The following is a 26235-nucleotide window of genomic DNA, read 5'->3' as shown; positions in this document are numbered from 1 at the left end:
ATTGTTAGAATTAAAGCATCAAAGTTTTAAAAGTCCTCTTATTTCGCTGTAAAAAAGAAAAAAGTAAGGTTCTCAACTTAGAGAACCTTACCCTGTGTGGTTATTTTCTAATTCCTAGATCGGCAATAATTGCTCTGTATCGCTCGATATCCTTTTTATGGAGATAGTCTAGTAGGCTTCTTCTCTTACCTACCAACTTCAACAAACCAAGTCTTGAAGAGTGATCTTTTTTGTTTGACTTAAGATGCTCTGTTAAGTGCTTGATTCTGTGTGTAAAGAGGGCAATCTGAGACTCAGGGGATCCTGTGTCTGTAGCAGATTTTAACCGTCCATGATTCTTAAACAACTCTTGTTTTTTCTCTGATGTTAAATACATGTTTAGCTAAATTAATTAAAACAACCACAAAGGTAAGGGTAATATTCCAAAAAGTAAAACATCCTTACCTCTTCTATTTTTTCAAAATGAGTTTTGATTTTAAGCTTTTCCAAATCCCCACATAAAAGTCTGGCTCAAAGAGTCTAGCATCTTTTCGGGCCTGCTTCAAAAAGAACAATCCAAAAGGCAACAAACAGACACAGGAGAACCAAGTACCTACCAAAGCATTCGTAACTCCCTCCTTTGCCCACTTTTCACCGGTAATGGTCAACATATAATACACAATGAAAAATATGATAGAAATCAAAACAGGAAAACCTAATCCTCCCTTTTTGATAATAGCCCCTAATGGAGCTCCGATCAGGAACATAACCAAACAAGCAAATGCTTGGGTATACTTTTGATACCAGGCAATCTGAAACCTTCTATATTCCCGTTCAAAACCTTCAATTTGGTTATTTTTAATGTTGAAGGAGTTTTTGAGATTGCGTGAATTATTCAATGCCATCGTAAGGGCATTGGACCTGTATCCTCTTTGGTAAATCAGGGAATCTATTAATTCCTTCTCTTCAGCTGTCAATAATGTAGTTCGAGTCACCTTTTTGGACAAATCTTGACGATTAGGTGTGTTTTTTTTTGCAGGACTTTCAGTGGAGTCCATCTTAACCAGTCTTGGGGTTCGGTTTGTTACCTTAGCCTTAAAAATGGAATCTGATTTGGATACTTCCCCTACCGATTTCACATTAAGAACCCCTGACGAGTCTTGAGTATTAGATAAACGTTTTTCAGGAAGTATGGAGGAAACTTCAGATGAATCAGGTTGGAGTTTCTGATTAAGCCTTTCAAGAGAATCCTTTAGTGATTTTTCTTTTCGTGCCTTTAAAACCCTTGCAGTATCATCTTGAGCTTTTCTTTCAACAATTTCAGCCAGAGGCGCAAGTTTCCTTTGCCTGGTAAAAAAAGGATAAATACCCTCAGCCGTTTGATAGTTTTGATACTGATGGTCATTGATCAAAGTGTAAATGGAGTCCAAACCTACTTTGATTTCCCCTATGTTTTTTATGGAACGGTTGGTAGACCAAAGATCTTCAGGGGTACGACTGAGTTTAAATGCATCCAAATTAAAAATGATCACATTTTCATCAAAAGTAGTTCGGTTGAATTCTACTGGTTTTTCTGAAATGCCCCTAGTAGCCCTAGCCTCTTTATAATTTTGGCCATTATACAAAGTCAACCTCATATAATTATCATTGAAAAACGGTTCCATCCTGCCTGAATCAGCAATAGTTACATCTAGGTTTCCTGCTACATCGTTGTGGTTATAAATAATAATATCCTTAAGGTCATTTTCACCTATTTTTTGATTGACCTTGATGCTATATCCTGGGATTCCCGCATAAAAAACCCCTTCTTTTATATCCAGGGCAGGAGACTTCATCCGAATGTCATAAAGCAAACTGAAGGTCTTTAAATTGACTTTTGGGACGAGGTAATTATTGGACAAATAGGCGGCTATAACCAGGAAAAACACAAAAATTCCTATTGGACGCAACGCTCGGACCAAAGAAATCCCACTGCTCTTGATTGCTGTCAGTTCAAAATGTTCTCCAAGATTTCCAAATGTCATCAAACTGGAAAGCAACACTGCCAAAGGCAAGGCCATGGGAGAAATACTGATCACGAAGTACCCGATCAGTTCGGCGTAAATCCAGAAACTGAGACCTTTTCCAAAGATCTCATCAAAATATTTCAGCATGTTGACAATCAATAAAATGAAGTCAACCACGATGAAAGTCAATAAAAATGGGCCTATAAAAGACCCTAAAATAAGCTTGTCTAATTTCTTCATGGATAAACTCTGAACCTTGCCTCAATTTACGAAACAAAGATTTTGATGTTTAAAGTTGGTAAATTACTTGAAATTAACCACCTATTATCTCTTTGAGTTTGCTGACTAACCCGTCCCAAATGGCCACAAGTTCATCATCATCATACCCATCCGAATAGTCAATCACCTTTAAGAATAGCGTTTGGGTAAGTTCATTTTCCTCCAGTTTAAATTCTATATATGAATTATCGTCTTCCTCGAGATTTTTAGGATCAAAAAATTCAAATTTAACATGGGCATTATTCCTTAAGGATGCCAACCGGGCGTAATGATCTTCATTGTCAAAATCAAAAATAAATACTTTGTCTTCATTGATTTTTACCTCATCCGCAAACCACTCTTCCAGACCACTCGCTGTACTTAAATAATGAAAAACTATTTTCTTTGATGCATTGATTTGATAATCAGATACAAACTTATTTTTTACCATGATTTCAGGTTATTCAGTCGTAGAAAATTCATTTTTTTAAAGAACATCAACTTGCTTTTCACAGTACAAGACCTCATATTTGCATTCCCATTCGCAAGGGAGATTTCTAAGTTGAAAATAAACGGTTTTCAATCTCTTTAGTTTTGGATTTCGACCGTGCTTTAATATAGGCATTAATTTGAAAATTCAATACTGAAAAAATCCGATTAAAAAATATTCTGGCGAGGTAGCTCAGTTGGTTAGAGCGCAGGATTCATAACCCTGAGGTCACGGGTTCAACTCCCGTCCTCGCTACAAAGGCTTTCAGAAATGAGAGCCTTTTTTATTTTTACATATATGGATCAATTTGTGGTATATGTTCTTTTTTCAAAACAGTCCGGAAAAACATATACCGGAATGACTACTGATCTAATCACAAGATTTCATTTTCACAATGCAAAATCCAACAAAGGGTTTACTATAAGGTATAGACCCTGGATAGTGATCCATGTGGAATTCTTCCTCGAAAAATCAGTCGCTGCAAAGCGTGAAAAAGAACTCAAAACAGGAAAAGGAAGGGACTGGATCAGACAACATATCATTCCTCTCTACAAATACTAAGCACAGGATTCATATCCGCCGCGGCGGACACGGGTTCAACTCCCGTTCTCGCTACAAAGGCTTTCAGAAATGAGAGCCTTTTTTGTTTCTATTTCAAGGTGCAATTCCCGACCTATTTGTACCTGACTGATTTTGGGATATTTGGATTTTGGCTATATTCCAAAGTATGCCAAACATCTCCCCTTCCTTCCAAGTCCAAAACCCTCCCCAATCTTTCTTTTCAAAACTTCGCTTTCTAGGGCCTGGTTTTATTCTTTCTGCATCCATTGTTGGTTCCGGTGAATTGATCGCTACCACGATTCTGGGAGCAAAAGGGGGATTTATCACTTTTTGGGTTATTCTGGTCAGTTGCTTTATCAAAGTAGCCATCCAATTGGAATATGGGAAAAACAGCATCCTTTCTGGAAATAGCCTGATGGCTGAATTCAATCAGTTTGGAGGGCCAAAACTGAAAAAAGCCAACTGGTCGGTTTGGACGACTTTCTTCTTAACAGGTTTAAAGATCCTGCAGCTTGGAGGGATGCTGGGAGGAGCAGCCATAGCGCTAAGCTTGATCTTCCCCTCAATTTCCGTGTCTTTTGGTGCTTTATTGATCGGAATTAGCCTAATACTTTTCTTCTTGAAAAACTATTATCCCTTAATAGAGAAGTCAGCAACCCTAATGGTTTTCGGTTTTACACTTTTTACATTGATTTCCCTAATTGCTATTTTCTATACTCCCTATGCTTTAACTTGGGAACAGGTCGCTTCTGGTTTGACTTTTAATCTACCCAATGAATTGATTTTTGTTGCAATTGGAGCTTTTGGTATTACAGGAGTAGCCAGTGATGAAATCATTGCCTATACCTATTGGTGTCAGGAAAAAGGCTATGCAAGTTTTGTAGGAGAATATGACGGTTCAGAAGAATGGAAAAGCCGGGCGAAAGGATGGATCAAAATCATGCAAATGGATGCATTTTTGGCAATGTTGATTTATACCCTGGTAACAGCTGCATTTTATCTTCTTGGAGCTTCTATTCTTCATGGGAACCAAGAAATACCTGAAGGCATGGATTTGATCAATTCCTTAGCTTCCATTTACACAGAATCCCTTGGTCCCAATGCAAGAACCGGATATCTGATTGGAGGATTTTTTGCCTTGTATTCCAGTGTGTTTGCCACATTGGCTTATTGGACTAGGCTTTTCCCCGATGCACTTTCCCAAATCGGTTGGATTGCTGAGGAGAATGAGAAAAAGAAAGCGGTAAAAATCATGTCATTTCTTTTTCCTTTGTTCTGGGTGATTGCTTTTCTATTTATTAAACAGCCTGGTTTTATGGTTCTTTTTGGCGGGGTAATAGGATCGGTTTTACTTCTTCTTGTAGTCTATGGAGCTTTGAAATTTTATTTTAAAAACAGAAAATTAAATCTGGCCCAAAATGGGTTGTATGGGATTATATTTTGGCTTAGCGTCCTGTCAATTGTGAGCGTTTCCTTTTATGGGGTTTATAAACTCTTCTAAATAAAAAAGCCTTCCCATTAGGGAAGGCTTCCGCAAAATAAGGTGTGCCGACCTTATTTCACTCTTTCAACTACAGCTTTGAATGCCTCTGGGTGATTCATGGCCAAATCAGCCAAAACCTTACGGTTTAGCTCGATATCAGCTTTCTTCAATAGTCCCATAAATTGAGAATAGGAAATACCGTGCTCTCTAGCACCTGCATTGATACGCTGGATCCATAAAGCTCTGAATTCTCTTTTCTTCGCTTTTCTGTCTCTGTACGCGTACTGAAGACCTTTCTCGTACTTGTTTTTGGCTACAGTCCAAACGTTGCTACCTCTTCCGAAATAACCTCTAGTGGCCTTTAGCACTTTCTTTCTTCTTGCTCTTGACGCTACCGCGTTTACTGATCTAGGCATAGTTTTTTGTTTTTTGACACTTGGTGCTTAATGTTAAGTCTTGAATACCAAAGCATCTGGTGAATAAATAAACCTTAATTGTTTTTTAGAGTGATGGTGAAAATCAGATTCTCAACATATCTCTTACTCTACCCTCATCGGACACATCTACAAGACCAGTTTTGGTCAAGTTGTGCTTACGCTTGGTAGATTTTTTGGTCAGGATGTGGCTTTTGAAAGCGTGTTTCCTTTTGATTTTACCGGTTCCTGTCAAAGAGAACCTCTTTTTTGCACTGGATTTAGTTTTTACTTTTGGCATTTTACTGTGTATTTAGTTGAAATTTATTTCTTACTTGCTTTCGGAGCTATGAAAATACTCATTCTCTTGCCCTCAAGCTTTGGAAGCTGTTCTACAGCTCCATAGTCCTCAAGTGCCTGAGCAAATTTCAATAACAACATCTCTCCTCTTTCTTTAAATACAATGCTTCGGCCGACGAAATGAACATAAGCCTTCACCTTTGCACCTTCCTTAAGAAAGTTGATGGCATGCTTTAATTTGAAATTAAAATCATGATCATCGGTGTTAGGTCCGAATCTGATTTCTTTCAAAACTACCTTGGCTGCATTTGCTTTAATTTCCTTCTGCTTCTTCTTTTGTTCGTATTTGAATTTGGCATAGTCCAAAATCTTACAAACAGGCGGATTCACATTTGGGGAAATCTCAACCAGGTCCAGATCATTTTCCTGAGCAAGTCTGATAGCTCTATCCAAAGAAAGTACTGCATTTCCTCCCTCTACGAATTCTCCTACTACTCTTACTTCTCGGGCTCTGATTTTTTGGTTTACCTTGTAAGGTTCTTCCTGTCGACCTCTGTTTGGTTGTCTGTCTCTCAAGTTTGTTTTGATTGAATTTTTGAAATTGAGTGCAAATATCAGAATTATTTCTAATTCATGAAAGCAGAATAAAATTTTACTTAGTTATTCCCTAGTCAGTGATTCTGAAATAATTCCTTGGAAATACTGTATAAACTCTTCCGGAGAAAAGTTACCTAGGTCTCCTTGTCCATGTTTCCGGACAGAGAGTTTACGTTCTTCTTGCTCCTTCTCCCCTACAATCAGCATAAAAGGAACCTTTTTTACTTCGGAGTCTCGGATCTTTCTACCGATCTTCTCGTCACGGTTATCAATGGATCCTGTAATTCCTGCCTCTTCCAAAATTGCCTTTACTTCTTCTGCATATCCTATAAACTTCTCTGAAATTGGAAGAATATTAATTTGCTCTGGAGATAACCATAATGGGAAATTACCTGCACAGTGCTCGATCAATACGGCTACGAAGCGCTCCAAAGAACCAAACGGAGCTCGGTGAATCATCACTGGGCGATGTTTTTGGTTGTCTGAACCGATATACTCCAACTGGAAACGCTCTGGAAGCTGATAATCTACCTGAATGGTTCCCAACTGCCATTTTCTTCCCAAAGCATCCTTAACCATGAAATCAAGCTTTGGACCATAAAATGCCGCTTCTCCCAACTCAGTAACTGTCTGGAGACCTTTTTCTGCAGCAGCCTCAATAATTGCTGCTTCTGCTTTGTTCCAAGCTTCATCCCCACCAATGTATTTGGTTGGGTTTTCAGGATCTCTTAGGGAAATTTGAGCTATATAATCCTCAAAGCCCAATGCTTTAAATACATAGAGCACGAGATCAATAACCTTTATAAATTCTTCTTTTACCTGATCAGGACGACAGAATATGTGAGCATCATCTTGAGTAAATCCCCTTACACGAGTCAATCCATGAAGTTCTCCACTTTGTTCATATCTGTAAACCGTTCCAAATTCCGCGTAACGGATTGGCAAATCCTTATAAGATCTCGGTTTATGCTTGTAAATCTCACAATGGTGAGGACAGTTCATTGGCTTGAGCAAAAACTCCTCTCCCTCATTTGGAGTAGCAATAGGCTGGAATGAATCCTTACCATACTTCTCGTAATGCCCTGAGGTTTCGTAAAGAGCCTTATGACCAATATGCGGGGTAGTTACCTGCTGATAGCCTGATTTGTCCTGGGCCTTTTTCATAAAGTTCACCAGCCTCTCTCTCAAAATAGTTCCTTTAGGCAACCACAAAGGCAAACCCATTCCTACCTTTTCGGAGAAAGTAAACAGTTCCAGTTCACGGCCAATCTTACGGTGATCACGCTTTTTGGCCTCTTCGAGCATGGTCAGGTATTCCTGAAGCTCCTTGGCCTTTGGAAATGTAACCCCATAGATACGGGTAAGCATTTTGCGTTTTTCATCACCTCTCCAATACGCTCCGGCAATATTCGTAAGCTTTACAGCTTTGATAAACCCTGTATTTGGAATATGAGGTCCCCGACAAAGATCCGTGAAGTTTCCTTGTTCATAGAAAGTGATGGAACCATCCTCCAAACCTTCCAATAGGTCTAGCTTGTATTCATCTCCCTTTTCCTGGAAATAAGCTATCGCATCACTTTTGGAAACCTCTTTTCTGATGTATTCATTCTTGGCTTTCGCCAATTCGATCATTTTCTGCTCGATTTTTTCCAGCTCCGATCCCTCAAGGGTTTTCTCTCCAAAATCCACATCATAGTAAAATCCGGTTTCAATTGGAGGCCCAATACCAAATTTGATCCCTGGATATAGGTCTTCCAAGGCTTCTGCCATCAGGTGAGCGGAAGAATGCCAGAAGGTGTTCTTTCCTTCATTGTCATTCCAAGTCAGTAATTGAAGAGTGGAATCTTTTGTAATGGGTCGGGTTGCGTCCCAAACTTCACCATTAACTTTTGCGGCCAGAACATTTCGGGCTAGACCCTCGCTGATACTGGCAGCAATCTGTAACCCTGTTGTTCCTTTGTCATACACTTTCACAGTGCCATCTGGAAGTGTAATATTTATTTGTTTTGACATATAAGTTTAATTTCTGCCCATACAAAAGGGCATCTATGTTGAAGTTGCAAATATGCAAAGAGTGAGCCCAAAGGAAAAATTTAAGGGAGGATATCGAAGGTTTACTTACAAAATAATTTGTGCACTTACCTTGACAACAAAAGGTTTTGCCTCTGGTACATCCAAATAAGTCATACGGTGAAAGAAATCCACTCTGAAAAACTTAAAGATATTTTCCACTCCATAACCTAATTCCAAATACGGCTTGGATGGTTCTAATCTACCGAATGTTTTTACAGGATTCCCCTCAGGATCTGTTGTAGGGACATTGGATATATTGACGTCACTTACACTTCCCCACAAAACATTGGCATTGGCCACAGCTCTCCATTTCAACCTTCTGATAAGAGGAATTTTATTGAGTAAAAACCCCTCAAAGAAATGCCGGTATCGCATGCTTAAGTATTGGTCGGAAGCAAATTCATTGAAGTTCATGGTATTGAATGCTGCCGTGGTATAAAAGAATGTGCCATTCCCCAAATGGTTTTTCAAAATAGGATACGGCACCTCTCCAAAAACCTTTCCTGCATCCAATTCATAGCGTGATACCCCGAACATTCCCATATTCAGGCGCTGATACACGTAAAAAGCCAGCTTGTCATAAGAAACATCTCCTCCAAGCCATTGCAGGCCTTTTGAATAATTCACTTCAAAAATCGGCCATTTAGATGGACCTAAAGAAACCCGTTCGTTATCGTTGATGATGATGATTTCATCCCTCCCGTAGCGTAATCCTAATTTTGCCTCAGTGGTTTCAAACCTAGACCTGTATTCTCTGGTGTTTTTATCCAAATAATAAAAGTTAAACAATGGGTCAAACTGCGCCACATTCACTCCTCCGCTCAATAAGAATCCTTTAAAAAACTCGCGATGGAAATTCAGCCGTTGGTTGGTACTGATAAAGGGTCTCCTTAAGGTCCCAAAACGGCTTGCAGCCAAAAACACCGAATTTCCAGCCAAACTTTCCATCTCAAGCCCGACTTGGTCTATTTCTCGGGATGAGCGCAACTGTAAAGCCGTCCAGTGATTTCTATCCAAGATACGTGTGACACTTGCTGAATACTTAAATCGTTCATCTTTTAAACCATAGGCCAAATAGCCTTGCAATAACCACTTGTTACTGAATTTATAATTGGTTCGCAGTCCAAATCCACCCCTTAATCCTTCTACATTATTATAATTCCCAAACTCAGTCCAGGGACCTAAATCTATTTTCCCAACAGGCAGAAAACCTGTCGCAAAGAACTTCAACCCTTCCGAATAAAACCGGATAATCGGAATCTTCTTAAGGGTATCCACCATCTGAAATACAGCCAATTCTTCGGCGGTCAGAGGGTCATGTCTATTTTTTTCCCAAAACTCCTCCCCTCCGGTATTGAAATCTGACTTAAGTTCAACTGCTTGGTAAAAAAACGAAGTTGGTTTGGGCTCGGATACAATAACACTGTCCACTGAAGTGTAGAATTTAGCCAAAAGACCAGCTGTTTTAGGGGTGATCTGCCCAATTTTTACCTGAACTCTTGTTTTCGAAGGAATTAATGGACCGGCAGTCGTTGGTTTTAATTCCTGTTGGATTTTAATTCTTTCGATAAAATTCAAATTGGATTCCTTTGGGATTGCCAAATCGACTTGCTTAAGCGCATAAGTATCTTTATTGATCCAGATCGTACCTGAAAAAGCCAAATCCTGTTCACGCAAAGGGTAAACCTGAAGAACATAACAAGAATCATCACCAACCAAGACAGAGTCCATCAGGTCATAATCGTAAAAGCCCTTCCAGCCATCTGCTATTGGAGAGACAAATTCCTTTTCAAGAATATTGAGCCAGTTTTTGTAAAAATTGTATTCCTGAAAGGCTGAACCGGTAATCTGAGAGGTAGTAGAACCATCTGTGATCCCAACACCAGTAACTTTTGACTTTTCAACCACCTCTTTTTTCAAGAGTGGATCATTCCGGAAATAGAATCTGGAAAGAGTCTCTGAAAAGAAAACCGGGAGGATTTTTTCTCCTTCATCGTCACGTAATTCCTGAATACTATCCAATACAGCGGTCACTTTTTGAACAGTTTTTCGCTGCCTGAAATCCTCAGAGAGATGATCAATGTCTATCTCAATCTTGGTATAATTCCTCGTTTCATAAGCTTCCAGGTTTCGCTTATCAAATACTTCCTTACGCTCTACAGCCCTTCTAATAATCTCAAATGCCGGATTTTCCCCTGCTTCAAATACAAAGGCTTCCAATTCAAAATCAGAGGGACGAAGCTGAAAATTGATGGTTTGCTCTGACTCAGTTCCAAGAGCTTTTGTTTGAGTGAAATATCCCAAATAACTCACCTGGATACTATCTGCCTTCACTTTGGTTTCTATCCTGTAATTTCCCTCAAAGTCTGAGTTCATCCCAGTGGTAGTCCCAAGCAATAAAACACTGGCAAAAGGAATTGGGTCGCCTGTTTCAGCATCCGTGATTTTACCCTTGACTACGATTTGAGCCTGGGCTTGGAAGGAAAAGATCAAAAAGAAAATAAAAGCTGCTAGCCGATTCATTCGGATTTTTTTGTTTTTAACTAAAGCCCTGCAAAATAAATTCATTCCTAAAGGCCAAACGATAAAATCATGTGAAATTTTCATAAGGAATCAAGCCCTTCGGTACTAGTTCGAAAAAGAAAATGCAAATACAGCTACTATATTTGAGCAAGAATCAACAGCAACATGACATACGATATTGTAATCATTGGAGGAGGAATTGTAGGTTTAGCCACCGGGCTTAAAGTTCAAAAAGTGCGTCCAGATCTTAAAATAGCCATTTTGGAAAAAGAGGATCAGCTTGCAAAACATCAAACTGGCAATAACTCTGGTGTTATACATTCCGGTCTTTATTACAAGCCAGGTTCTTTAAAAGCTACCAATTGCATCAATGGCTATCATGAGTTGATTCAATTTTGTGAAGAGGAAAAAATTCCATTTGAGATAACCGGTAAAGTTGTGGTTGCTACTAGGGAAGAACAAAAGCCCTTGTTGGAAAATCTATTTCAAAGAGGACTTCAAAACGGACTTACAGGCACTAGAAAAATCACTTTGGAGGAATTAAAGGAATATGAGCCTCACTGTACTGGCGTGGCTGCTATTCATGTTCCTCAGACGGGAATTGTAGATTATTACCAGGTAGCCCTAGTCTACGGAAGAAAAATCATCCAAAAGGGAGGAGAGATATTTTTGAATCATAAAGTTCTAGCTATTAATGAGAAAGATGGCATTAATTATATTGAAACTTCAAAATCAACCTTTGAGGCAAAATTGGTAATTAATTGTGCCGGACTTTATTCCGATAAAGTTGCCAAGATGAGTTCAGATGATTCTGTAGATGTAAAAATCATTCCATTTAGAGGTGAATATTACAAGCTCAAAAAAGAAAGAGAATACTTAGTCAAAAACCTCATTTACCCTGTTCCGGATCCTAACTTTCCTTTCTTGGGGGTACATTTTACCAGAATGAAAAAAGGAGGAGTGGAAGCGGGTCCTAATGCCGTGCTTGCATTTAGAAGAGAGGGTTATAAGAAATCCCAGATTAATCTGGCTGAACTGGCAGAGACGCTAGCTTGGCCTGGTTTTCAAAAAGTTGCAGCCAAATACTGGAAAACAGGCTTTGGGGAACTTTATCGTTCATTTTCAAAAGCAGCATTTACAAAAGCTCTTCAGGAATTGATTCCCGAAATACAAGAATCTGACTTAGTCGAAGGTGGAGCTGGAGTAAGAGCTCAGGCCTGTGACAAAACTGGGGGCCTATTGGACGATTTTTCCATTATGGAAACTCCCATGGCCATCAATGTCCTCAATGCGCCATCCCCAGCGGCTACCAGCTCACTTTCAATTGGTGGAACTGTGGCATCAATGGCACTCAAGCGGTTTAATTAAAAATTAAACTTGAGTGTTTACTGTATCCGAGAAATAGCGGTTGGCCAGCATGATCATTTCATCCCCTTTCACAAGGTCATGAATACTCAACTGAGAAGTATGGGAATGCCCTGCAGCCCCCAACAATTCTTTGACCGAATGAATGGTATTTTGGTGAAAATTGTACACTCTGAGGGATTTATCAGTTACTACAAGCCCCTTTGCTAATTTAGGGTTTTGAGTGGCTACTCCTGTTGGGCAGTCATTTGTATTACATCGCAAAGCTTGGATACAGCCAAGGCCAAACATAAATGCCCGGGCGGAATTACAGGAATCAGCACCAAGTGCTATATTTTTCACTATAGAAAATGCACTCAATACTTTTCCAGAAGCGATGATTCGGATTTTATCTCTGAGGTTAAATTTTTCCAAAGCTGCCCTGACGAAAATCAAAGCCGGTTCCAAAGGTAGGCCTACGCTGTCTGAAAATTCAAGCGGAGCTGCACCTGTTCCCCCTTCAGCCCCATCAATGGTGATGAAGTCCGGCCATATTTCCTTTTTCAGCATTTCTTTGCAAATGGCAATAAATTCCTCAGTACGCCCAATACAAAGCTTAAAACCAATGGGTTTTCCTCCAGAAAGCTGCCTAAGTTGATTAATAAAATCTATTAAACCCTCGGGACCTGAAAAAGCAGTATGACTGGGTGGTGATAAGACGGTTATGCCTGGTTTTAGCCCTCTTATTTCCGATATTTCAACGGTATTTTTTACCCCGGGCAATACACCACCATGGCCTGGTTTGGCTCCTTGGGAAATTTTGATTTCGATCATTTTTACCTGAGGAAATTGAGCTTTTTCGCGAAATTTTTCAGAATCGAAATTTCCATGCTCATCTCTACATCCAAAGTACCCTGTCCCAATTTGCCAGCAAATATCTCCTCCCCCTTCAAGGTGATAGCTTGATATTCCTCCCTCTCCCGTGTTATGGTAAAAGTTTCCTTTTTTTGCGCCTCTATTCAATGCAGATATTGCGGCCCCACTTAAGGAACCGAAACTCATGGCAGAAATATTCAGAATAGATGCTGAATATGGTATTTTACACAAAGGCCCTCCAATAGTAATTCTTAAATCCTCTTCTGAAGGAGACTTTGCATAAATGGAATGTCTCAGGGCAATGTATTCCTCTCCATCCAAATCCCTTTGAGTTCCAAATGGATGCGTATCATTGACACTTTTGGAGCGTCTGTAGGCCAAAGCACGGAGGTTTCTGCTAAATGGCCTCCCGTCTGTATTGCTTTCAATAAAATATTGCTGGATTTCCGGACTGATCTTTTCGAACATGTATCTAAAATGCCCTATAACAGGGAAGTTCCTTAGAATGGCGTGTTTGGTTTGAAGAATATCATAAATCCCCACAAGGAGAAGAAAAACAAGTACACCAAGGACCACATAACCAAATTTGAAAGTTTCAAACTGGAGAATCCACATCATAAAAAAAGTTAGAACAAATAGTATGATCAGGATTAGAAAAAAGGATTTTCTCATGACAGAATGAATTTCAGAGTATTACTAAATATAGTAATTGCCTGGACTATTCCAGAAAGGTCAGCCTTGAATCAAAAATTCCAACAACCTTTTCTCAGCATAAGTAAACTCTTCATTAAAAAGCGTAAACCCGGTGTGTCCTCCTCTTGAAGGCATTTCCAAAAGGATCTCAGGTTTGGATTCAGCCAATTTTACAGGATAGCACTTTTTCCCCAACAAGGGATCATTCAGGGCATTGATTATTAATACAGGAACTTCAATGTTCTTAATCCAATTGTCAGGACTAACTGAGCGATAAAAATCAGCTGCATCTTTGAATCCATGAAGTTTGGCTGTAAATAAGGTGTCAAACTGATCAAAATTAGTTACTGTTTTCAATAATTCGCTGTCAATCAGTTCAGGGAACTGCTCCCCTTTTGCAGCCATTTTCTTCTTCAATTTTCCTAAAAATCGGTTTTTGTAAAATCGATTTGAAGGCAGTTTAAGAGTTGCTGCACTGGAAGGTAGGTTCACTGGGGTAGAAAATACGGCTGCTTTGGAAACCTGGCTAGGCAGAGAAGGTCCATTTTCACCCAAATACTTTAAAGTCTGGGCACCTCCCATGCTGATTCCCGCTAAAACTATCTCCTCATAGCTACGGGTTTTTAGCACATGTTTTATGGTTGTATCCAAATCAAAGCTTGATCCATGATGATATAATACAGGCTGCAAATTCAATTCTCCACCACAAGACCGATTATTCCAAACCAAGACATCAATCCCGTTTTGATTGAAAAGCTTCACAAGCCCCATGGCATAGTGACGCCTTGAATCACCTTCCAATCCATGAGAAATGATCAAAAGTTTATTGCTTCCAACAGTGGACCAATCCAAGTTCAAAAAATCCTCATCGGGAGTGGTAATCCTTTCCCGGAAATAGTTTACTCCTTCTATTTTCCGAAGCAAACTGGGAACAATGGTTTCCAAATGTCCATTGAATAAATAAAACGGTGGATTATTATAGCTGGATTCTATAATTGGCATAAATCAAAAACTTCACTTGAATTTAACCTTGAGTTAAGAAACAAAAGTAAGATCAGACCTACCTTTGTCTTACTAAATTTCTCATAGGGCAACATAAAAGTGGAGCGGCAAGTGCCAGCTCCTTTTTTATTTCAATGCTTCAACAGCTAGTATGGCATTTGCCAATTTGGAGTGAAATTGAATAGCATGAGAATCGAACTCCTGTCCAAATCCTGAAGTTTCCAGAATAGTCTTACCTGTTTGTAGACAGTCTCCCAAATCCTCAAACTCAAACATTGCCAGAGTTGGTTTCAGCTTATGCCTTATTTGTTGAATTGTTTCCAGATTCTGCATTTGGGTTCCTTCTGTGTATTTTGTCTGAAGTTCTATTAACCCATTGTATATAGCAGACACCAATTCATTTCTGAAGTCCTCATCTCCTTCAGACATTTCATTCACGATTTGGTTGAGTTCAGGATAGTGAATACTCATAATTTCTGTTTAAAAGTAGATTTGCCAGCAAGAAACCCAGTTGACCAGGCAGCTTGAAAATTAAAGCCTCCAGTAATTCCGTCAATATCCAATACCTCTCCAGCAAAGTATAAGTTTGGATAATAAATACTTTCCATAGTGTCAGGGTTTATCTCATGTAATGGTAGCCCACCAGCGGTAACAAACTCTTCTTTAAAAGTCGTTTTTCCTTCGACAGTCAAATTATAGCAAAAAAGATTCTGCACCAATTTATTGATATGCTTTTTAGAAAGATTTCCATAAACCAAATTTTCATCAATTTCAGATCGTTGGAGAAAATGAATCCAAAGTCTTGAAGGCAATTCAAATAAGGGATAATTTTCCACCTTTCTATTGGGATGTTTAATTGAATATTCTTTGAGATGATTGGTGTATTGATCCTCTTTAAAGTTCGCATTCCAATTGATAATAGCACTGGCTTTATAATCATGCTCAAACATCCAATCTGCTCCAAAAGCTGATAATTTGAGCACCGCTGGACCGCTTATCCCCCAATGAGTAATCAAAATAGGCCCTTGGTAGGAAAGTTTTGTCCCTTCCAGCCGGACATTGGCATTTGGGACAGAAAGTCCCATCAATTTCCTAATTGTCTCCTGAGGGGTATTGAAGGTAAACAAAGAAGGAATTGGAGAAACAAGTTGGTGTTTTAGCTTAGATAGAAAAGAATAACCATCCTTTTTGGGATGCCCGCCAGTGGCTACAATTACTGCGTCTGCATGGATTATGCCTCGATCTGTTTCCAAATCGAAGCCATCTGCATTTGTAAAAATTGATCGAATCCCGGTTGAAACCGAAATTTTGATTTTCAACTTTTCTGCTTCAGTTTGAAGGGCATTGATTATTGATTGGGATTGATCACTTTTTGGAAAAACCCTTCCATCTGCTTCTTCTTTCAAAGCAACACCTCTTTCTTCAAACCACTGAATTGTGTCCTCTGATTTAAAATGATGGAAAACCCGTTTTAAAAACTTTCCACCTCTTGGATAATTTTTGATCAATTTGGAGATTTCTAAAGGCCTGTGGGTCACATTGCATCTACCGCCCCCAGATACTTTCACTTTGGAAAGAAGCTTGGGAGATTTTTCAAATATTTCAACAGTCCTACCCGGTCCACTTGCATGGATAGCCGCAAAAAAACCAGCAGCTCCGCCTCCAATTACAGCAATTTTCAAAATCTATAACAATTTGTTATACAATCAATTAACTATTTTATCTTCTCTTAGTAAATGAACCTAAAATTCCACGAGTTAATTCCCTGAAAATCGTTCTTCCAATTTGTCTTACCATGGTGTTTTTACTCAGTTCCTCTATCAAAGATTCATCTTGTTTGGATCTTCTTCCTGTTCTTGGAATATGTCCAGAAGGAGTCTCTATTTTCTGCTCTCTTTCAATCCGCTCCAGTTTCTTTTCTAATATTTCAAATGCACTTTCCCGATCTATGTCTTCATTGTATTTTTTGACTAAATCTGAAGATGCCACCAAATTATCAATCTCATTTTCTGAAAGGATACCCATTCTGGTAATTGGAGCGCGAACCAAGGTTTGAGCCAAAGGAGTTGGTATTCCTTTTTCATTCAAAGCTGTAATCAAAGCTTCCCCTATTCCCATTGAAGTCAAAACCTCAGAAGTATTGTAAAAAGGAGAATCCGGATAATTTTCCGCTGTTTTGGTGATTGATTTCCGGTCTTTTGCAGTAAAGGCTCTCAATGCATGCTGGACTTTTAAGCCAAGTTGTCCTAATACCGAATCAGGAACATCTGTAGGCGTTTGGGTACAGAAAAATACCCCAACGCCTTTGGATCGGATCAATTTGATTATGGCTTCAATCTTTTCTAGAAGATCCTTGGATGCATTTGAAAAAACTAAATGAGCCTCGTCAATAAACAAACACAACTTGGGTTTGTCCTCATCTCCTTGTTCTGGAAAAGTCTCATAAATCTCTGAAAGCAAGCTTAACATGAAGGTGGAAAACAACTTAGGTTTGGATTGAATATCAGTCAACCTAATGATGGAAATGACTCCTCTTCCATATTTAGAACGTACAAAGTCCTCTACATCAAAAGATTTTTCACCAAAAAACAATTCAGCCCCCTCCTGTTCCAATTCGATGATTTTACGAATAATGGTATTGACAGAAGCAGAAGAAACCTGCCCATATTCCTTTGAAATGTCTTCTTTCCCTTCATTAGAAATGTATTGAAGAACTTTTTTCAAATCTTTCAAATCCACCAAGGGCAAATGTTGAGTATCACAATAGCGAAACACTACTGCTATTACCCCTCTTTGAGTGTCATTCAAATCAAGAATTTGAGAGATTAAAACAGGGCCAAACTCAGAAACCGTAGCCTTTAGCCTAACTCCTTTTTCATTGGAAATAGACATCAATTCCACAGGTAGATCCATAGGTTCATAAGTGACACCGATTTGCTCCGACCTTTTCAATATAAAATCAGTTGCATCTCCTGGTTGAGCCAATCCTGACAAATCACCTTTCAAATCCATCAGAACTGATGGAATTCCTTTCAGGGATAATTGCTCGGCAATGACCTGAAGTGTTTTGGTCTTCCCTGTACCCGTTGCCCCCGCAATCAGTCCATGTCGATTCAATGTTTTTAAGGGGACCTTTATTTGGGCACCTGAAATCGGCTCACCATCCAAAATACCGGTTCCCAAAATGATAGAATCCTTTTTATATAGCTGTCCTTCAACAAGATGTGAAATGAATTTTTCTTTCCTATTCATAGCAAAAATTTGATCACCCAAACTACGAAAAAACAATGATGGGTAAATCAAAATAAACTTTGATTTGATAGACAAAGGGAGAATTAAAACATAGTATCCAAGATGAAAAATCCACTTTTTACCCCGAGCTATATGATCTTTGTAAAAATTAACTTTTCAAAGACAAAACTTGTTGCTTATTTGGTTTAGTAATAAAATATCTACGTGAATTTCAAATCTACTCTCAAACTATTAATCCTATTCCTTCTATTAGGAGGTAGCCTTGAGGCCCAAATTCTTCCGAATCTAGGCCAGACTGATCGTTGGATGAAAGGAGCAACTGCTGCAATGGAAAGAAAGGATTATGAAACTGCAAATTCCATATTTAGGAATTTGATTGATTCCGGCCTTCCTCTTCCTGAAGAAATGCCTTATTTATTCGCAGAAACACTTTTTGAATTGGGTCAATACGACAACAGCTCAAATTTTTTAAAGAAATACCTTGAATTGACTGGATTCAATGGAGATAATTATGAAGGAGCCAAAGAACTCGAAAAGAGACTAGAGGGCCCCCTAAAAGAAATACAGGCATGTCAACTTTGTGACAGGAACGGGTACAGATTTGAAACCTGCAGTACTTGTCAAGGTAAACAGCAACTTGAACAAGAATGTAATTATTGCAAAGCAAAAGGAATTATAGGCTGTAGTAGATGTGCGGGTACCGGAATGATTACCAAAAAAAATATCTTCAATATCATTGAATACTTTGAGTGTGAGAGGTGCTCTGGGAAAGGAAGATTGACCTGCCCTGAGTGTAACGGTTCATTAAAGGAATTAAGTGCATGTAGGACTTGCAGCGGAAGCGGAAAAATCAGCAGCGAGTTAATCTGCAATCACAAGGAATTGCCTCACGAACATTAAAAAAGGCTGACTCTGTTGAGAGTCAGCCTTTTTTGGTAATTACTTGCAATATTTTTTCAGGGCATCCGAAGCCCCGGGATAATCTAGAGAACTTGCCAATTGGAAATCCTCACAAGCGGATCGGGTTCTCTTCAATGCAATTTTGAGAAGTCCCCGATTGAAATAAGCCTGGCCAAACTCTTTATCGAGCTTGATGGCATTTTCATAAGCTTTTAAAGCATCTTCTGGATTACCCAATTGATGCAGTGCCCTAGCTTTCATAAAGGAAGCCAGAGCAGGAGCTCCGGGGATTTCCTCGGCACGATTGGCATACAAAAATGCCTTTTCAAAATTCTTTTGAGAATAGTGTAGATTGGAAAGGCTCAAAAGCACTTGGAAATTTTTTGGATCTAGGTCAAGCGCTTTTTCAAAATCCACTTGGGCGGAGTCAAAAGACCCCTGCTCTTCATGTGCCCTACCTCTATTGTAGAGCATGGTCACGTCATTGGGATTAAACTTCAAATTTTGAGAATACACTTCAACTGCTTCTGAGTATTCACCTTTGTTGAAGTGAGCATCCCCTGCATTTTGACCTGAATTAGAACAAGCCAGCAATACTGTACCCAAAAGGACAGTATAACCGGCTCGAATAAACATTTTCATTTTAGTTGGTTTAGACTGCTACGTTATTTTCTCTTAGCGCATCATTGAGTGAAGTCTTGAGATCCGTAGAGGCTTTACGCTGACCAATTATCAATGCACAGGGTACATGATAAGTTCCCGCTGCAAAATTCTTAGGAAGTGAACCAGGAATTACAACTGATCTTGGGGGAACATACCCCTTATATTCTACAGGCTCAGCACCGGTTACATCGATAATCTTGGAACTCGCTGTCAATGTAACACCTGCCCCGATCACGGCTTCTTTTCCAATTCTTACCCCTTCAACAATAATTGCTCTGGAACCAATAAATGCTCCGTCTTCAACAATTACTGGAGCAGCCTGTACAGGTTCCAACACCCCTCCGATTCCAACACCACCACTCAAATGAACGTTTTTGCCGATTTGCGCACAAGAACCGACAGTAGCCCAGGTATCAACCATCGTGCCACTATCCACATAAGCACCGATATTAACATAACTAGGCATCATCACCACACCGGAGGCCAAATGTGCGCCGTATCTAGCTACTGCATGGGGAACAACTCGGACTCCTTGCTTTGCATAATTGGTTTTAAGCGCCATCTTATCATGAAACTCAAATGGTCCCACTTCAATAGTCTGCATTTTTTGAATCGGAAAATAAAGAATAACAGCTTTCTTCACCCAGTCATTGACTTTCCATGTTCCATCTTCCAGTGGTTCTGCAACTCTGGTTTGACCGGCATCCAAATCGTCAATGACAGTTTTGATTGCAATTTCAGTCTCTTTTTCTTTTAGAAGCTCCCGGTTTTCCCAGGCGTTTTCAATGATCGTTTTTAGTTCCATATTTTTGGTTAGTTTCGTTTATGCGTGAGACAACAGCTAATTCCTCTCTTGTCCCAATTTTGATAGCTTCTGTATTGAAGCCTATCCACGACAGCAGAGCTTATGAAAAGCTGGCGCTTTCAATGCGTGAAACAAATAAATACCGGGTAAACATCATAGGTTTTTCCAGTAAAAGAGTCCCTAAAGATCCGAAAATTCGATTTTTTAATTCCATGAGTCATTCCTATTCTTTATTGGATAGACTATGGGCTCAGGTCCGGTTTTTAAAAACCCTGTATGAGGTAAGGCCCAAACTTGTGATTTGCTGTACTTGGGAATTATTGCCAATTGCCCGTTTATTCAAAAAAAAACTGGGCTATTTTCTATTATATGATGTACAAGAAAATTACGTATTAAATCTAAATCTAAACCCGGAATTATCTCCTTTAAAGAAAAAGCTTGCAAAACTACTGATCCAAAAATCAGAATCAACAAGAGGTATAGACCATTTTATTTTGGCTGAAAAATGTTATCAAAACGAGATGCCAAACAAAAAGCCAAGCCTGGTTTTGGAAAATACCTTCGCAGGAAAAATGACCCCAAGAGCACCACTTAAATTTCCCTTAAAAAGGAGATATACCTTCTTACTATCCGGTACTATAACTCCGGCGTATGGGGTGATAGACGCCATAAATTGGTTTTTAAACCTTTTGGATGAATTCAAGGAAAGCAAACTTATCATTATTGGCCAGGTTCCAATACCGTCTTTCTTCGAAGGCCTTAAAAAACTGGCTAGCCAATTCCCGGAAATTCAATTGAGAATTGATCAAAACCCTGTCTCACATTCCCAGATAATGGAAGAAATGCAAAGGGCAGAGTTTGCCTTGTTACCCTATAAACTCCAACCGGAAATCTCTCCTAAAATGCCTACCAAACTTTTTGAAGCAGCTGCTTTGGGTGTACCGGTTTTGATCAACTCCAATGAGAATTGGAATAAATTTTTAGATGAATTTGGAGGGGGTACAGAAGTAGATTTTTTAAATCCTCAAACTGCTTCGGAACAATTTAAAAAGGCATTGGCCAAAACCTACTTTATCCACAAGCCTGATGATTCTATCCTGTGGAAAACCCAAGAATCTGAATTCCTGAATCTTATCTCCAAAATCCTTTCTTAATCAATTTTTCCATGTGATTAAGTGTGGATTTTATCCACCTTTTTGCCAAAACGAACACTCATTTTCCGCTTTAGGAAACCGGCTTCAACAATCCTTTTTTTCAAAAACCTCTTTCCTTACAATGAAAATTAAACATACAAATACTTTAACATCAGTACTTTAAGAATATTTGTTTTGATATCTAAATTTATTTTTAGTCAACCCTAAACACGAGGACACATCAAAATTCTAGTTATCCACACCTGTTTTAGTTTCTATTGAATTATTTTTTAGCCATTCCTAAATATATTTTTATATTTGCCCTATAATGATTTAAAAATGGAATTGACGACAGCAGAAGAAAATTATTTGAAGGCCATTTACCACCTATCCGATGGTGGTAAAAAATCAGTTTCTACCAATGACATAGCAGCAGAAATGAAAACAAAACCTGCTTCGGTTAGTGATATGATCCGAAAATTGGGAGAAAAAGAAGTCATACAATACCGGAAATATTATGGAGTTAATATCACTGAAGACGGTAAAAGAAGAGCTCTTCAGACTATAAGGAAACACAGGCTTTGGGAAGTTTTCTTGGTTGAAAAGCTTCAATTCGCCTGGGACGAAGTGCATGAGGTTGCAGAGGAGTTGGAACATATACAATCGCCTCTATTAATACAAAGACTTGACGCATACCTTAACTTCCCCAAGTTTGATCCACACGGAGACCCTATTCCTGATGAATTTGGTGATGTAAGAGCCAGACCAAGAGTAGCGCTAAATGAAATGGAAATTGACCAAACCGGTCAAATAGTGGCAGTGAAAGACAGTTCTGCTGCATTTCTTAGGTACTTGGATAAAGTGGGAGCATATATAGGAGCTAGAATAAAAGTATTGGACAAGGTAGAGTTTGACGGTTCACTTGAAATTCTGGTGGATCAGAAGAAAACCCTATTCATGTCAAAGGATGTCGCTGGAAACATTTTGGTTCTGCAATCATGAAATTTCTTTATTTTATCCTTATCCTCCCTCCCCTCCTTCTTTCCTCCTGCAAATTTGAAGGCCACGACACTCGTGAAAAACCACGGATCGTAGCCACGACCAGTATTCTGGCGGATGGAATCAAAAATTTGGTTGGTGATCAAGCAGAAGTTGTGGCTTTAATGCCGGCAGGCGTTGACCCTCATTTATATAAAGCATCTGTTAGGGATTTGGATTTATTGCAGAATGCAGACTTAGTGGTTTACCATGGTTTGTTTTTAGAAGGGAAGATGACTGAGATTTTTGAAAAGTTGAAGTACAGTCAAAATCTTATCAATGTATCAGAAAACCTCTCAAAAGAATATTTAATTAGCTCAGGACCAGAGGCCCACAGCGTCGATCCGCATATTTGGTTTGATGTTAAACTTTGGTCAATATGCCTAAAACATGCTGCCAAAGAATTGATTAAATGGAAACCTGAATTCTGTTCAACTATAGAAACCAATTCTGAAAAATACTCAAATGAATTGCTTGCACTCGATTCTGAAATTCGAACCAAAGTCAATGAACTCAGGTCAACAAATCAAGCCTTGATCACGGCCCATGATGCTTTCGCCTATTTTGGAAAGGCTTATGATTTTGAAGTCCAGGGTTTACAAGGTCTTTCCACCTTAAGTGAGCCAGGTCTAAGAGACTTGACAGGATTGGTTCAACTGATTGTGGATAGAAAAATCAAAGCTGTCTTTGCAGAACAAACCATTTCCCCAAAAGCCATTGAAGCCGTTGTTGCAGGCTGTAAAAATCAGGGTAATGAAATCAAATTAGCAGGTCCTCTTTTCACTGACAGTTTGGACCAAAAAGGAACCCCAGCCGGAACCTATATCGGAATGGTGAGAACCAACATCCAAACCATCTTCCAAAACCTCAAACCATGATAACACAAGTAGCCAATCCTATTTTAGAAATTCATGATCTCACCGTCAGCTATGACCAAAGTCCAGTTTTATGGAATGTGGATCTGAGTTTACCGCCAGGACAACTGATTGGTGTATTAGGACCAAATGGTGCTGGAAAATCTACGCTGATAAAGTCTGTAATGGGTCTCGTCCCTCCTACTAGCGGACATATATTGATTTTTGGAAAAGAACTCAATTCAGTCCGAAGCAAAATCAGTTATGTGCCCCAAAGGGAGTCGGTAGACTGGAATTTTCCCGCTTCTGTACTGGACGTGGTTTTGATGGGCACCTATGGAAAGTTGGGGCTTTTTAAGCGACCCGGTAAGAAGGAAAAGGAACTTTCAATGGAATGTCTAGAAAAAGTAGGAATGCAAGCCTTTTTCAATCGGCAAATTTCAGAGCTTTCAGGGGGACAGCAGCAACGGGTGTTTATTGCAAGAGCGCTTGCTCAAGAAGCGGATCTTTATTTAATGGATGAACCTTTTGCTGGAGTGGACATGGCTACAGAAACTGCCATTTTTCAATTACTCAAGGAAATGACCCAGGAGGGCAAAACCATTGTAGTGGTTCACCATGATATCCACTCAGCAATGAACTACTTCGATTGGTTAATCATGCTCAATTTGCATTTGGTCGCTTCCGGTCCCAAAAATGAAGTTGCAACAGAAGAACTTTTGAGAAAAACGTATGGGGGAAAACTAAACCTCCTTTCCAAGGTTTCGGAATTGATCCGACAGACTGACTTTAATCCATTAAAGAGTTAAGATGAACGATTTTGTATACTTCTTCACCTTTCAGGACCCTTCCATTGCATTTGTGGTATTGGGAATTACTCTTTTGGGAATAGGGGCGGCTTATGTGGGAACCTTCAGCTTTTTGGACAAAAAAGCTTTGATCGGTGATGCCATTTCCCATGCTGTACTCCCTGGAATTTGCCTTGGATTTATTTTAGCAGGACAAAAAGACCCTGCATACATCGTGACTGGTGCTTTTGTTTCTGGAGCACTTGCTACGTTTTTGACTTCCTGGCTGAGAACTAATACCAAGCTCAGTGAGGATACTATCATTGCTGCCATGCTTTCTGTTTTTTTTGGATTTGGAATCGTTCTGCTTACCGTTATCCAGAAAACCGGTAACCCAGAAATGGCTGGTTTGAACCAATTTATTTTTGGGAATGCAATCGCAATCCTTGAGGAAGACTTATTGATTTATGGAGGATTGGCAGTTCTAATAATTATTTGTCTTTCACTTTTTCAAAAGGAATTCAGCCTTTTGGTTTTTAACCCGGATTATGGCAAAGCGATTGGATATCCTATGGGTACCATCCGATTGGTATTCAATGTATTGATGATTTTATCTGTGGTAATAGGAATTCAGGCAATTGGAGTTGTCTTAATGGCGGCATTATTGATTACTCCCGGGGCAGCCGCTCGATTTTGGACGGACAAGCTTGGACCATTATTGATTTTAGCGGCATTGTTCGCTGTAATTTCCGGGATTATTGGCACCTATATTTCATTCGTGTTTCCCCAAATGCCCACAGGTCCTTGGGTAGTGGTCTGTCTATCAACTGTTGCATTGATTTCATTCCTATTTGCTCCCAAGAAAGGTGTAGTATTCAAAATGGTGGCCAGAAACCGATACCTGAGAAAAAGCCATAGAGAACACATCCTGAAAACACTTTATAAAGCTTTGGAGGAGGGGAAAGAAAGCCTGACCATAGAAGAAATCTATGAAGCCTTTCCGTATCAAACCCAAGAAAGTATCAACTCTATAAAAAGTTTATATGAAGATCAATTAATTATTAAAAATCAGAATGTTATATCATTATCGATTAAAGGAAAATCTGCTGCAAAAAGAGTTGTAAGGCTTCACCGGCTTTGGGAATTATACCTGAATGAATACATGAATATTGCCCCCGATCATGTACATGACTCTGCTGAAAAGCTGGAGCATATCCTAACTCCGGAATTGGAGGATTTGCTTGAAAATCGATTAAACTTTCCCAAACTGGATCCACACCAAGAAACCATCCCAAGAGACCATGATGAGCTTTGATCCCAACGCATTTCTGATAATTTCAACAGCATCCCTAATCGCCATTTCCTGTGGTCTTTTAGGTGTCTTTATGATGCTGCGAAAAATGTCCATGACGGGAGATGCAATTTCCCATGCAGTCCTACCGGGAATTGTAATTGGATTCTTCATTTCTGGAAGCCAAAGAGGACTTGAGGTAATTATTGGTGCTGGGATTCTTGGGATTTTGGCAACTTTAATGATCGACTGGTTCCGAAAAAAAGCAAAAGTCCAGTTGGATGCCTCCATAGGAATCACCTTTACCCTACTCTTCGCCATTGGAATCATTCTGATCAATGTATTGGCCTATAAGGTTGATTTGGACCAGGAATGTGTTCTTTATGGAGAAATCGCCTACTTACCTATCGACCTTTGGATTACCGGCTCAGGCATGAACCTCGGTCCTAGAATCACCTGGCTTGCTGTTTTAAATTTGATTTTGGTTTTAGGCTTTATTGTTTCCTTGTTCAAAGAATTGAGTCTTACAAGCTTCGACGAAGGTTTCAGTCTGGTTATAGGATTACCGGCAGGAGCTATTAATTTGGCCCTAATGAGCATGGTTTCTTATACCACTGTAAGTAGCTTTGAAGCTGTTGGAGCAATTCTGGTGGTTGCTTTGTTGGTGGTCCCTCCTGCCACAGCCTTCCTATGGACCAAAAAATTAATCCCCTTGATTAAAATCACGGCAGGCTTGGGAGTTATCATTTCAATTATAGGATACTATTTTGCCTATTGGCTAGACTCTTCGATTGCAGGGATGATGGTATCGGTATCAGGAGTTATTTTTCTTGCTTCGGCAATTCTTAAAAGTAAAAAGCCTAATTTTAAATTTGGAACTAAGATTGCTGATAAGCCGTTCAGCATATAAATG

25 protein-coding genes and 1 tRNA gene are annotated in these 26235 nt (G+C 39.3%); 11 read left to right on the top strand and 15 right to left on the bottom strand.

Annotation, left to right across the window (positions count from 1 at the left end):
• Positions 1 to 100 precede the first annotated feature (100 nt).
• From rpsO to P2G54_RS08680, 3 genes are all read right to left on the bottom strand, one after another.
• Positions 101 to 376 (bottom strand): 30S ribosomal protein S15, encoded by a 276-nt coding sequence (gene rpsO / locus P2G54_RS08690; protein WP_275870196.1) that lies wholly within the window; start codon positions 374 to 376, stop codon positions 101 to 103.
• Between the two features lie 73 nt (positions 377 to 449).
• Positions 450 to 2225: an LptF/LptG family permease gene (locus tag P2G54_RS08685; protein ID WP_275870193.1), complete on the bottom strand. Its 1776-nt coding sequence runs from the start codon at positions 2223 to 2225 to the stop codon at positions 450 to 452.
• A 73-nt stretch (positions 2226 to 2298) separates the two neighbouring features.
• Positions 2299 to 2694: an START-like domain-containing protein gene (locus P2G54_RS08680; protein ID WP_275870191.1), complete on the bottom strand. Its 396-nt coding sequence runs from the start codon at positions 2692 to 2694 to the stop codon at positions 2299 to 2301.
• Between the two features lie 220 nt (positions 2695 to 2914).
• Here P2G54_RS08680 and P2G54_RS08675 point away from each other — a divergent pair.
• From P2G54_RS08675 to P2G54_RS08665, 3 genes are all read left to right on the top strand, one after another.
• Positions 2915 to 2988 (top strand) — tRNA-Met (locus tag P2G54_RS08675).
• Positions 2989 to 3003: 15 nt separating this feature from the next.
• Complete coding sequence (locus P2G54_RS08670) at positions 3004 to 3294, top strand: GIY-YIG nuclease family protein (RefSeq protein ID WP_345795468.1); 291 nt, start codon at positions 3004 to 3006, stop codon at positions 3292 to 3294.
• Between the two features lie 166 nt (positions 3295 to 3460).
• Entirely contained in the window at positions 3461 to 4795 is a 1335-nt protein-coding gene (locus tag P2G54_RS08665; RefSeq protein WP_275870189.1) for an Nramp family divalent metal transporter, read from the top strand.
• 53 nt (positions 4796 to 4848) lie between these two features.
• On the opposite strand, the gene rplT is transcribed toward P2G54_RS08665, so the two are convergent.
• The 5 genes from rplT to P2G54_RS08640 form a co-directional block, all read right to left on the bottom strand.
• The gene (gene rplT, locus P2G54_RS08660; protein ID WP_275870187.1) at positions 4849 to 5193 is read right to left on the bottom strand and encodes a 50S ribosomal protein L20; all 345 of its coding nucleotides are present in this window, start codon (positions 5191 to 5193) and stop codon (positions 4849 to 4851) included.
• 103 nt (positions 5194 to 5296) lie between these two features.
• Positions 5297 to 5491, bottom strand: coding sequence for a 50S ribosomal protein L35 (gene rpmI, locus P2G54_RS08655; protein WP_275870185.1), 195 nt, complete (start codon positions 5489 to 5491; stop codon positions 5297 to 5299).
• Between the two features lie 23 nt (positions 5492 to 5514).
• A complete protein-coding gene (gene infC / locus P2G54_RS08650) occupies positions 5515 to 6066 on the bottom strand; it encodes a translation initiation factor IF-3 (protein WP_275870183.1) in 552 nt (183 codons plus the stop codon).
• Positions 6067 to 6150: 84 nt separating this feature from the next.
• Positions 6151 to 8100, bottom strand: coding sequence for a threonine--tRNA ligase (gene thrS, locus P2G54_RS08645; RefSeq protein ID WP_275870181.1), 1950 nt, complete (start codon positions 8098 to 8100; stop codon positions 6151 to 6153).
• Positions 8101 to 8205: 105 nt separating this feature from the next.
• A complete protein-coding gene (locus P2G54_RS08640; protein WP_275870178.1) occupies positions 8206 to 10683 on the bottom strand; it encodes a DUF5686 and carboxypeptidase-like regulatory domain-containing protein in 2478 nt (825 codons plus the stop codon).
• 165 nt (positions 10684 to 10848) lie between these two features.
• Here P2G54_RS08640 and lhgO point away from each other — a divergent pair, with 165 nt between their 5' ends.
• Positions 10849 to 12051, top strand: coding sequence for an L-2-hydroxyglutarate oxidase (lhgO, locus tag P2G54_RS08635; RefSeq protein WP_275870176.1), 1203 nt, complete (start codon positions 10849 to 10851; stop codon positions 12049 to 12051).
• 3 nt (positions 12052 to 12054) lie between these two features.
• Here lhgO and P2G54_RS08630 read toward each other — a convergent pair whose 3' ends face one another.
• The 5 genes from P2G54_RS08630 to P2G54_RS08610 all read right to left on the bottom strand — a co-directional run bounded on the left by P2G54_RS08630 (position 12055) and on the right by P2G54_RS08610 (position 17850).
• Positions 12055 to 13575 carry an FMN-binding glutamate synthase family protein gene (locus P2G54_RS08630; RefSeq protein WP_275870174.1) on the bottom strand — a complete coding sequence of 507 codons (1521 nt, stop codon included), beginning with the start codon at positions 13573 to 13575 and terminating at the stop codon, positions 12055 to 12057.
• A 60-nt stretch (positions 13576 to 13635) separates the two neighbouring features.
• Positions 13636 to 14598 carry an alpha/beta fold hydrolase gene (locus P2G54_RS08625; protein WP_275870172.1) on the bottom strand — a complete coding sequence of 321 codons (963 nt, stop codon included), beginning with the start codon at positions 14596 to 14598 and terminating at the stop codon, positions 13636 to 13638.
• Positions 14599 to 14724: 126 nt separating this feature from the next.
• Complete coding sequence (locus P2G54_RS08620) at positions 14725 to 15069, bottom strand: hypothetical protein (RefSeq protein ID WP_275870170.1); 345 nt, start codon at positions 15067 to 15069, stop codon at positions 14725 to 14727.
• The gene (locus P2G54_RS08615) at positions 15066 to 16280 is read right to left on the bottom strand and encodes an NAD(P)/FAD-dependent oxidoreductase (RefSeq protein ID WP_275870168.1); all 1215 of its coding nucleotides are present in this window, start codon (positions 16278 to 16280) and stop codon (positions 15066 to 15068) included. Before P2G54_RS08615 ends, P2G54_RS08620 begins: the two co-directional genes overlap by 4 nt.
• A gap of 37 nt (positions 16281 to 16317) precedes the next feature.
• Complete coding sequence (locus tag P2G54_RS08610; protein ID WP_275870166.1) at positions 16318 to 17850, bottom strand: helicase HerA-like domain-containing protein; 1533 nt, start codon at positions 17848 to 17850, stop codon at positions 16318 to 16320.
• A gap of 306 nt (positions 17851 to 18156) precedes the next feature.
• On the opposite strand from P2G54_RS08610, the gene P2G54_RS08605 reads away from it, so the two are divergent.
• Positions 18157 to 18750: a molecular chaperone DnaJ gene (locus P2G54_RS08605; protein WP_275870164.1), complete on the top strand. Its 594-nt coding sequence runs from the start codon at positions 18157 to 18159 to the stop codon at positions 18748 to 18750.
• 39 nt (positions 18751 to 18789) lie between these two features.
• Here the strand turns inward: P2G54_RS08605 and P2G54_RS08600 are convergent, their stop codons facing one another.
• Together P2G54_RS08600 and P2G54_RS08595 are read right to left on the bottom strand one after the other, a co-directional pair.
• Positions 18790 to 19392 carry a tetratricopeptide repeat protein gene (locus P2G54_RS08600; protein ID WP_275870162.1) on the bottom strand — a complete coding sequence of 201 codons (603 nt, stop codon included), beginning with the start codon at positions 19390 to 19392 and terminating at the stop codon, positions 18790 to 18792.
• 10 nt (positions 19393 to 19402) lie between these two features.
• Entirely contained in the window at positions 19403 to 20218 is an 816-nt protein-coding gene (locus P2G54_RS08595) for a 2,3,4,5-tetrahydropyridine-2,6-dicarboxylate N-succinyltransferase (RefSeq protein ID WP_275870160.1), read from the bottom strand.
• Between the two features lie 20 nt (positions 20219 to 20238).
• On the opposite strand from P2G54_RS08595, the gene P2G54_RS08590 reads away from it, so the two are divergent.
• The 6 genes from P2G54_RS08590 to P2G54_RS08565 all read left to right on the top strand — a co-directional run bounded on the left by P2G54_RS08590 (position 20239) and on the right by P2G54_RS08565 (position 26232).
• Entirely contained in the window at positions 20239 to 21372 is a 1134-nt protein-coding gene (locus P2G54_RS08590; RefSeq protein ID WP_275870158.1) for a glycosyltransferase, read from the top strand.
• 318 nt (positions 21373 to 21690) lie between these two features.
• Positions 21691 to 22353: a metal-dependent transcriptional regulator gene (locus P2G54_RS08585; RefSeq protein WP_275870156.1), complete on the top strand. Its 663-nt coding sequence runs from the start codon at positions 21691 to 21693 to the stop codon at positions 22351 to 22353.
• Positions 22350 to 23267, top strand: coding sequence for a zinc ABC transporter substrate-binding protein (locus P2G54_RS08580; protein ID WP_275870155.1), 918 nt, complete (start codon positions 22350 to 22352; stop codon positions 23265 to 23267). Before P2G54_RS08585 ends, P2G54_RS08580 begins: the two co-directional genes overlap by 4 nt.
• Positions 23264 to 24052, top strand: coding sequence for a metal ABC transporter ATP-binding protein (locus P2G54_RS08575; RefSeq protein WP_275870152.1), 789 nt, complete (start codon positions 23264 to 23266; stop codon positions 24050 to 24052). The genes P2G54_RS08580 and P2G54_RS08575 overlap by 4 nt, the downstream gene beginning before the upstream one ends.
• A gap of 1 nt (position 24053) precedes the next feature.
• Positions 24054 to 25346 (top strand): iron chelate uptake ABC transporter family permease subunit, encoded by a 1293-nt coding sequence (locus P2G54_RS08570; RefSeq protein WP_275870149.1) that lies wholly within the window; start codon positions 24054 to 24056, stop codon positions 25344 to 25346.
• A complete protein-coding gene (locus tag P2G54_RS08565; protein ID WP_345795467.1) occupies positions 25333 to 26232 on the top strand; it encodes a metal ABC transporter permease in 900 nt (299 codons plus the stop codon). The genes P2G54_RS08570 and P2G54_RS08565 overlap by 14 nt, the downstream gene beginning before the upstream one ends.
• Positions 26233 to 26235: the final 3 nt, after the last annotated feature.

Origin of the sequence: Algoriphagus sp. CAU 1675 (assembly GCF_029222925.1) — a bacterium.
Classification (GTDB): Bacteria; Bacteroidota; Bacteroidia; order Cytophagales; family Cyclobacteriaceae; genus Algoriphagus.
This window is presented reverse-complemented; position numbering and strand designations above follow the sequence as displayed.

What these genes read in the sequence shown, in the direction of transcription:
- P2G54_RS08610 (WP_275870166.1), bottom strand. Translation starts at nt 17,850, where the DNA reads ATGAATAGGAAAGAAAAATTCATTTCACATCTTGTTGAAGGACAGCTA.
- rpmI (WP_275870185.1), bottom strand. Translation starts at nt 5,491, where the DNA reads ATGCCAAAAGTAAAAACTAAATCCAGTGCAAAAAAGAGGTTCTCTTTG.
- P2G54_RS08590 (WP_275870158.1), top strand. Translation starts at nt 20,239, where the DNA reads ATGCGTGAGACAACAGCTAATTCCTCTCTTGTCCCAATTTTGATAGCT.
- rpsO (WP_275870196.1), bottom strand. Translation starts at nt 376, where the DNA reads ATGTATTTAACATCAGAGAAAAAACAAGAGTTGTTTAAGAATCATGGA.
- P2G54_RS08680 (WP_275870191.1), bottom strand. Translation starts at nt 2,694, where the DNA reads ATGGTAAAAAATAAGTTTGTATCTGATTATCAAATCAATGCATCAAAG.
- P2G54_RS08685 (WP_275870193.1), bottom strand. Translation starts at nt 2,225, where the DNA reads ATGAAGAAATTAGACAAGCTTATTTTAGGGTCTTTTATAGGCCCATTT.
- P2G54_RS08600 (WP_275870162.1), bottom strand. Translation starts at nt 19,392, where the DNA reads ATGAAAATGTTTATTCGAGCCGGTTATACTGTCCTTTTGGGTACAGTA.
- P2G54_RS08640 (WP_275870178.1), bottom strand. Translation starts at nt 10,683, where the DNA reads ATGAATCGGCTAGCAGCTTTTATTTTCTTTTTGATCTTTTCCTTCCAA.
- P2G54_RS08670 (WP_345795468.1), top strand. Translation starts at nt 3,004, where the DNA reads ATGAGAGCCTTTTTTATTTTTACATATATGGATCAATTTGTGGTATAT.
- P2G54_RS08605 (WP_275870164.1), top strand. Translation starts at nt 18,157, where the DNA reads ATGAAAGGAGCAACTGCTGCAATGGAAAGAAAGGATTATGAAACTGCA.
- P2G54_RS08630 (WP_275870174.1), bottom strand. Translation starts at nt 13,575, where the DNA reads ATGAGAAAATCCTTTTTTCTAATCCTGATCATACTATTTGTTCTAACT.
- P2G54_RS08565 (WP_345795467.1), top strand. Translation starts at nt 25,333, where the DNA reads ATGATGAGCTTTGATCCCAACGCATTTCTGATAATTTCAACAGCATCC.
- P2G54_RS08595 (WP_275870160.1), bottom strand. Translation starts at nt 20,218, where the DNA reads ATGGAACTAAAAACGATCATTGAAAACGCCTGGGAAAACCGGGAGCTT.
- P2G54_RS08580 (WP_275870155.1), top strand. Translation starts at nt 22,350, where the DNA reads ATGAAATTTCTTTATTTTATCCTTATCCTCCCTCCCCTCCTTCTTTCC.
- P2G54_RS08570 (WP_275870149.1), top strand. Translation starts at nt 24,054, where the DNA reads ATGAACGATTTTGTATACTTCTTCACCTTTCAGGACCCTTCCATTGCA.
- P2G54_RS08620 (WP_275870170.1), bottom strand. Translation starts at nt 15,069, where the DNA reads ATGAGTATTCACTATCCTGAACTCAACCAAATCGTGAATGAAATGTCT.
- P2G54_RS08585 (WP_275870156.1), top strand. Translation starts at nt 21,691, where the DNA reads ATGGAATTGACGACAGCAGAAGAAAATTATTTGAAGGCCATTTACCAC.
- P2G54_RS08575 (WP_275870152.1), top strand. Translation starts at nt 23,264, where the DNA reads ATGATAACACAAGTAGCCAATCCTATTTTAGAAATTCATGATCTCACC.
- lhgO (WP_275870176.1), top strand. Translation starts at nt 10,849, where the DNA reads ATGACATACGATATTGTAATCATTGGAGGAGGAATTGTAGGTTTAGCC.
- P2G54_RS08625 (WP_275870172.1), bottom strand. Translation starts at nt 14,598, where the DNA reads ATGCCAATTATAGAATCCAGCTATAATAATCCACCGTTTTATTTATTC.
- rplT (WP_275870187.1), bottom strand. Translation starts at nt 5,193, where the DNA reads ATGCCTAGATCAGTAAACGCGGTAGCGTCAAGAGCAAGAAGAAAGAAA.
- P2G54_RS08665 (WP_275870189.1), top strand. Translation starts at nt 3,461, where the DNA reads ATGCCAAACATCTCCCCTTCCTTCCAAGTCCAAAACCCTCCCCAATCT.
- thrS (WP_275870181.1), bottom strand. Translation starts at nt 8,100, where the DNA reads ATGTCAAAACAAATAAATATTACACTTCCAGATGGCACTGTGAAAGTG.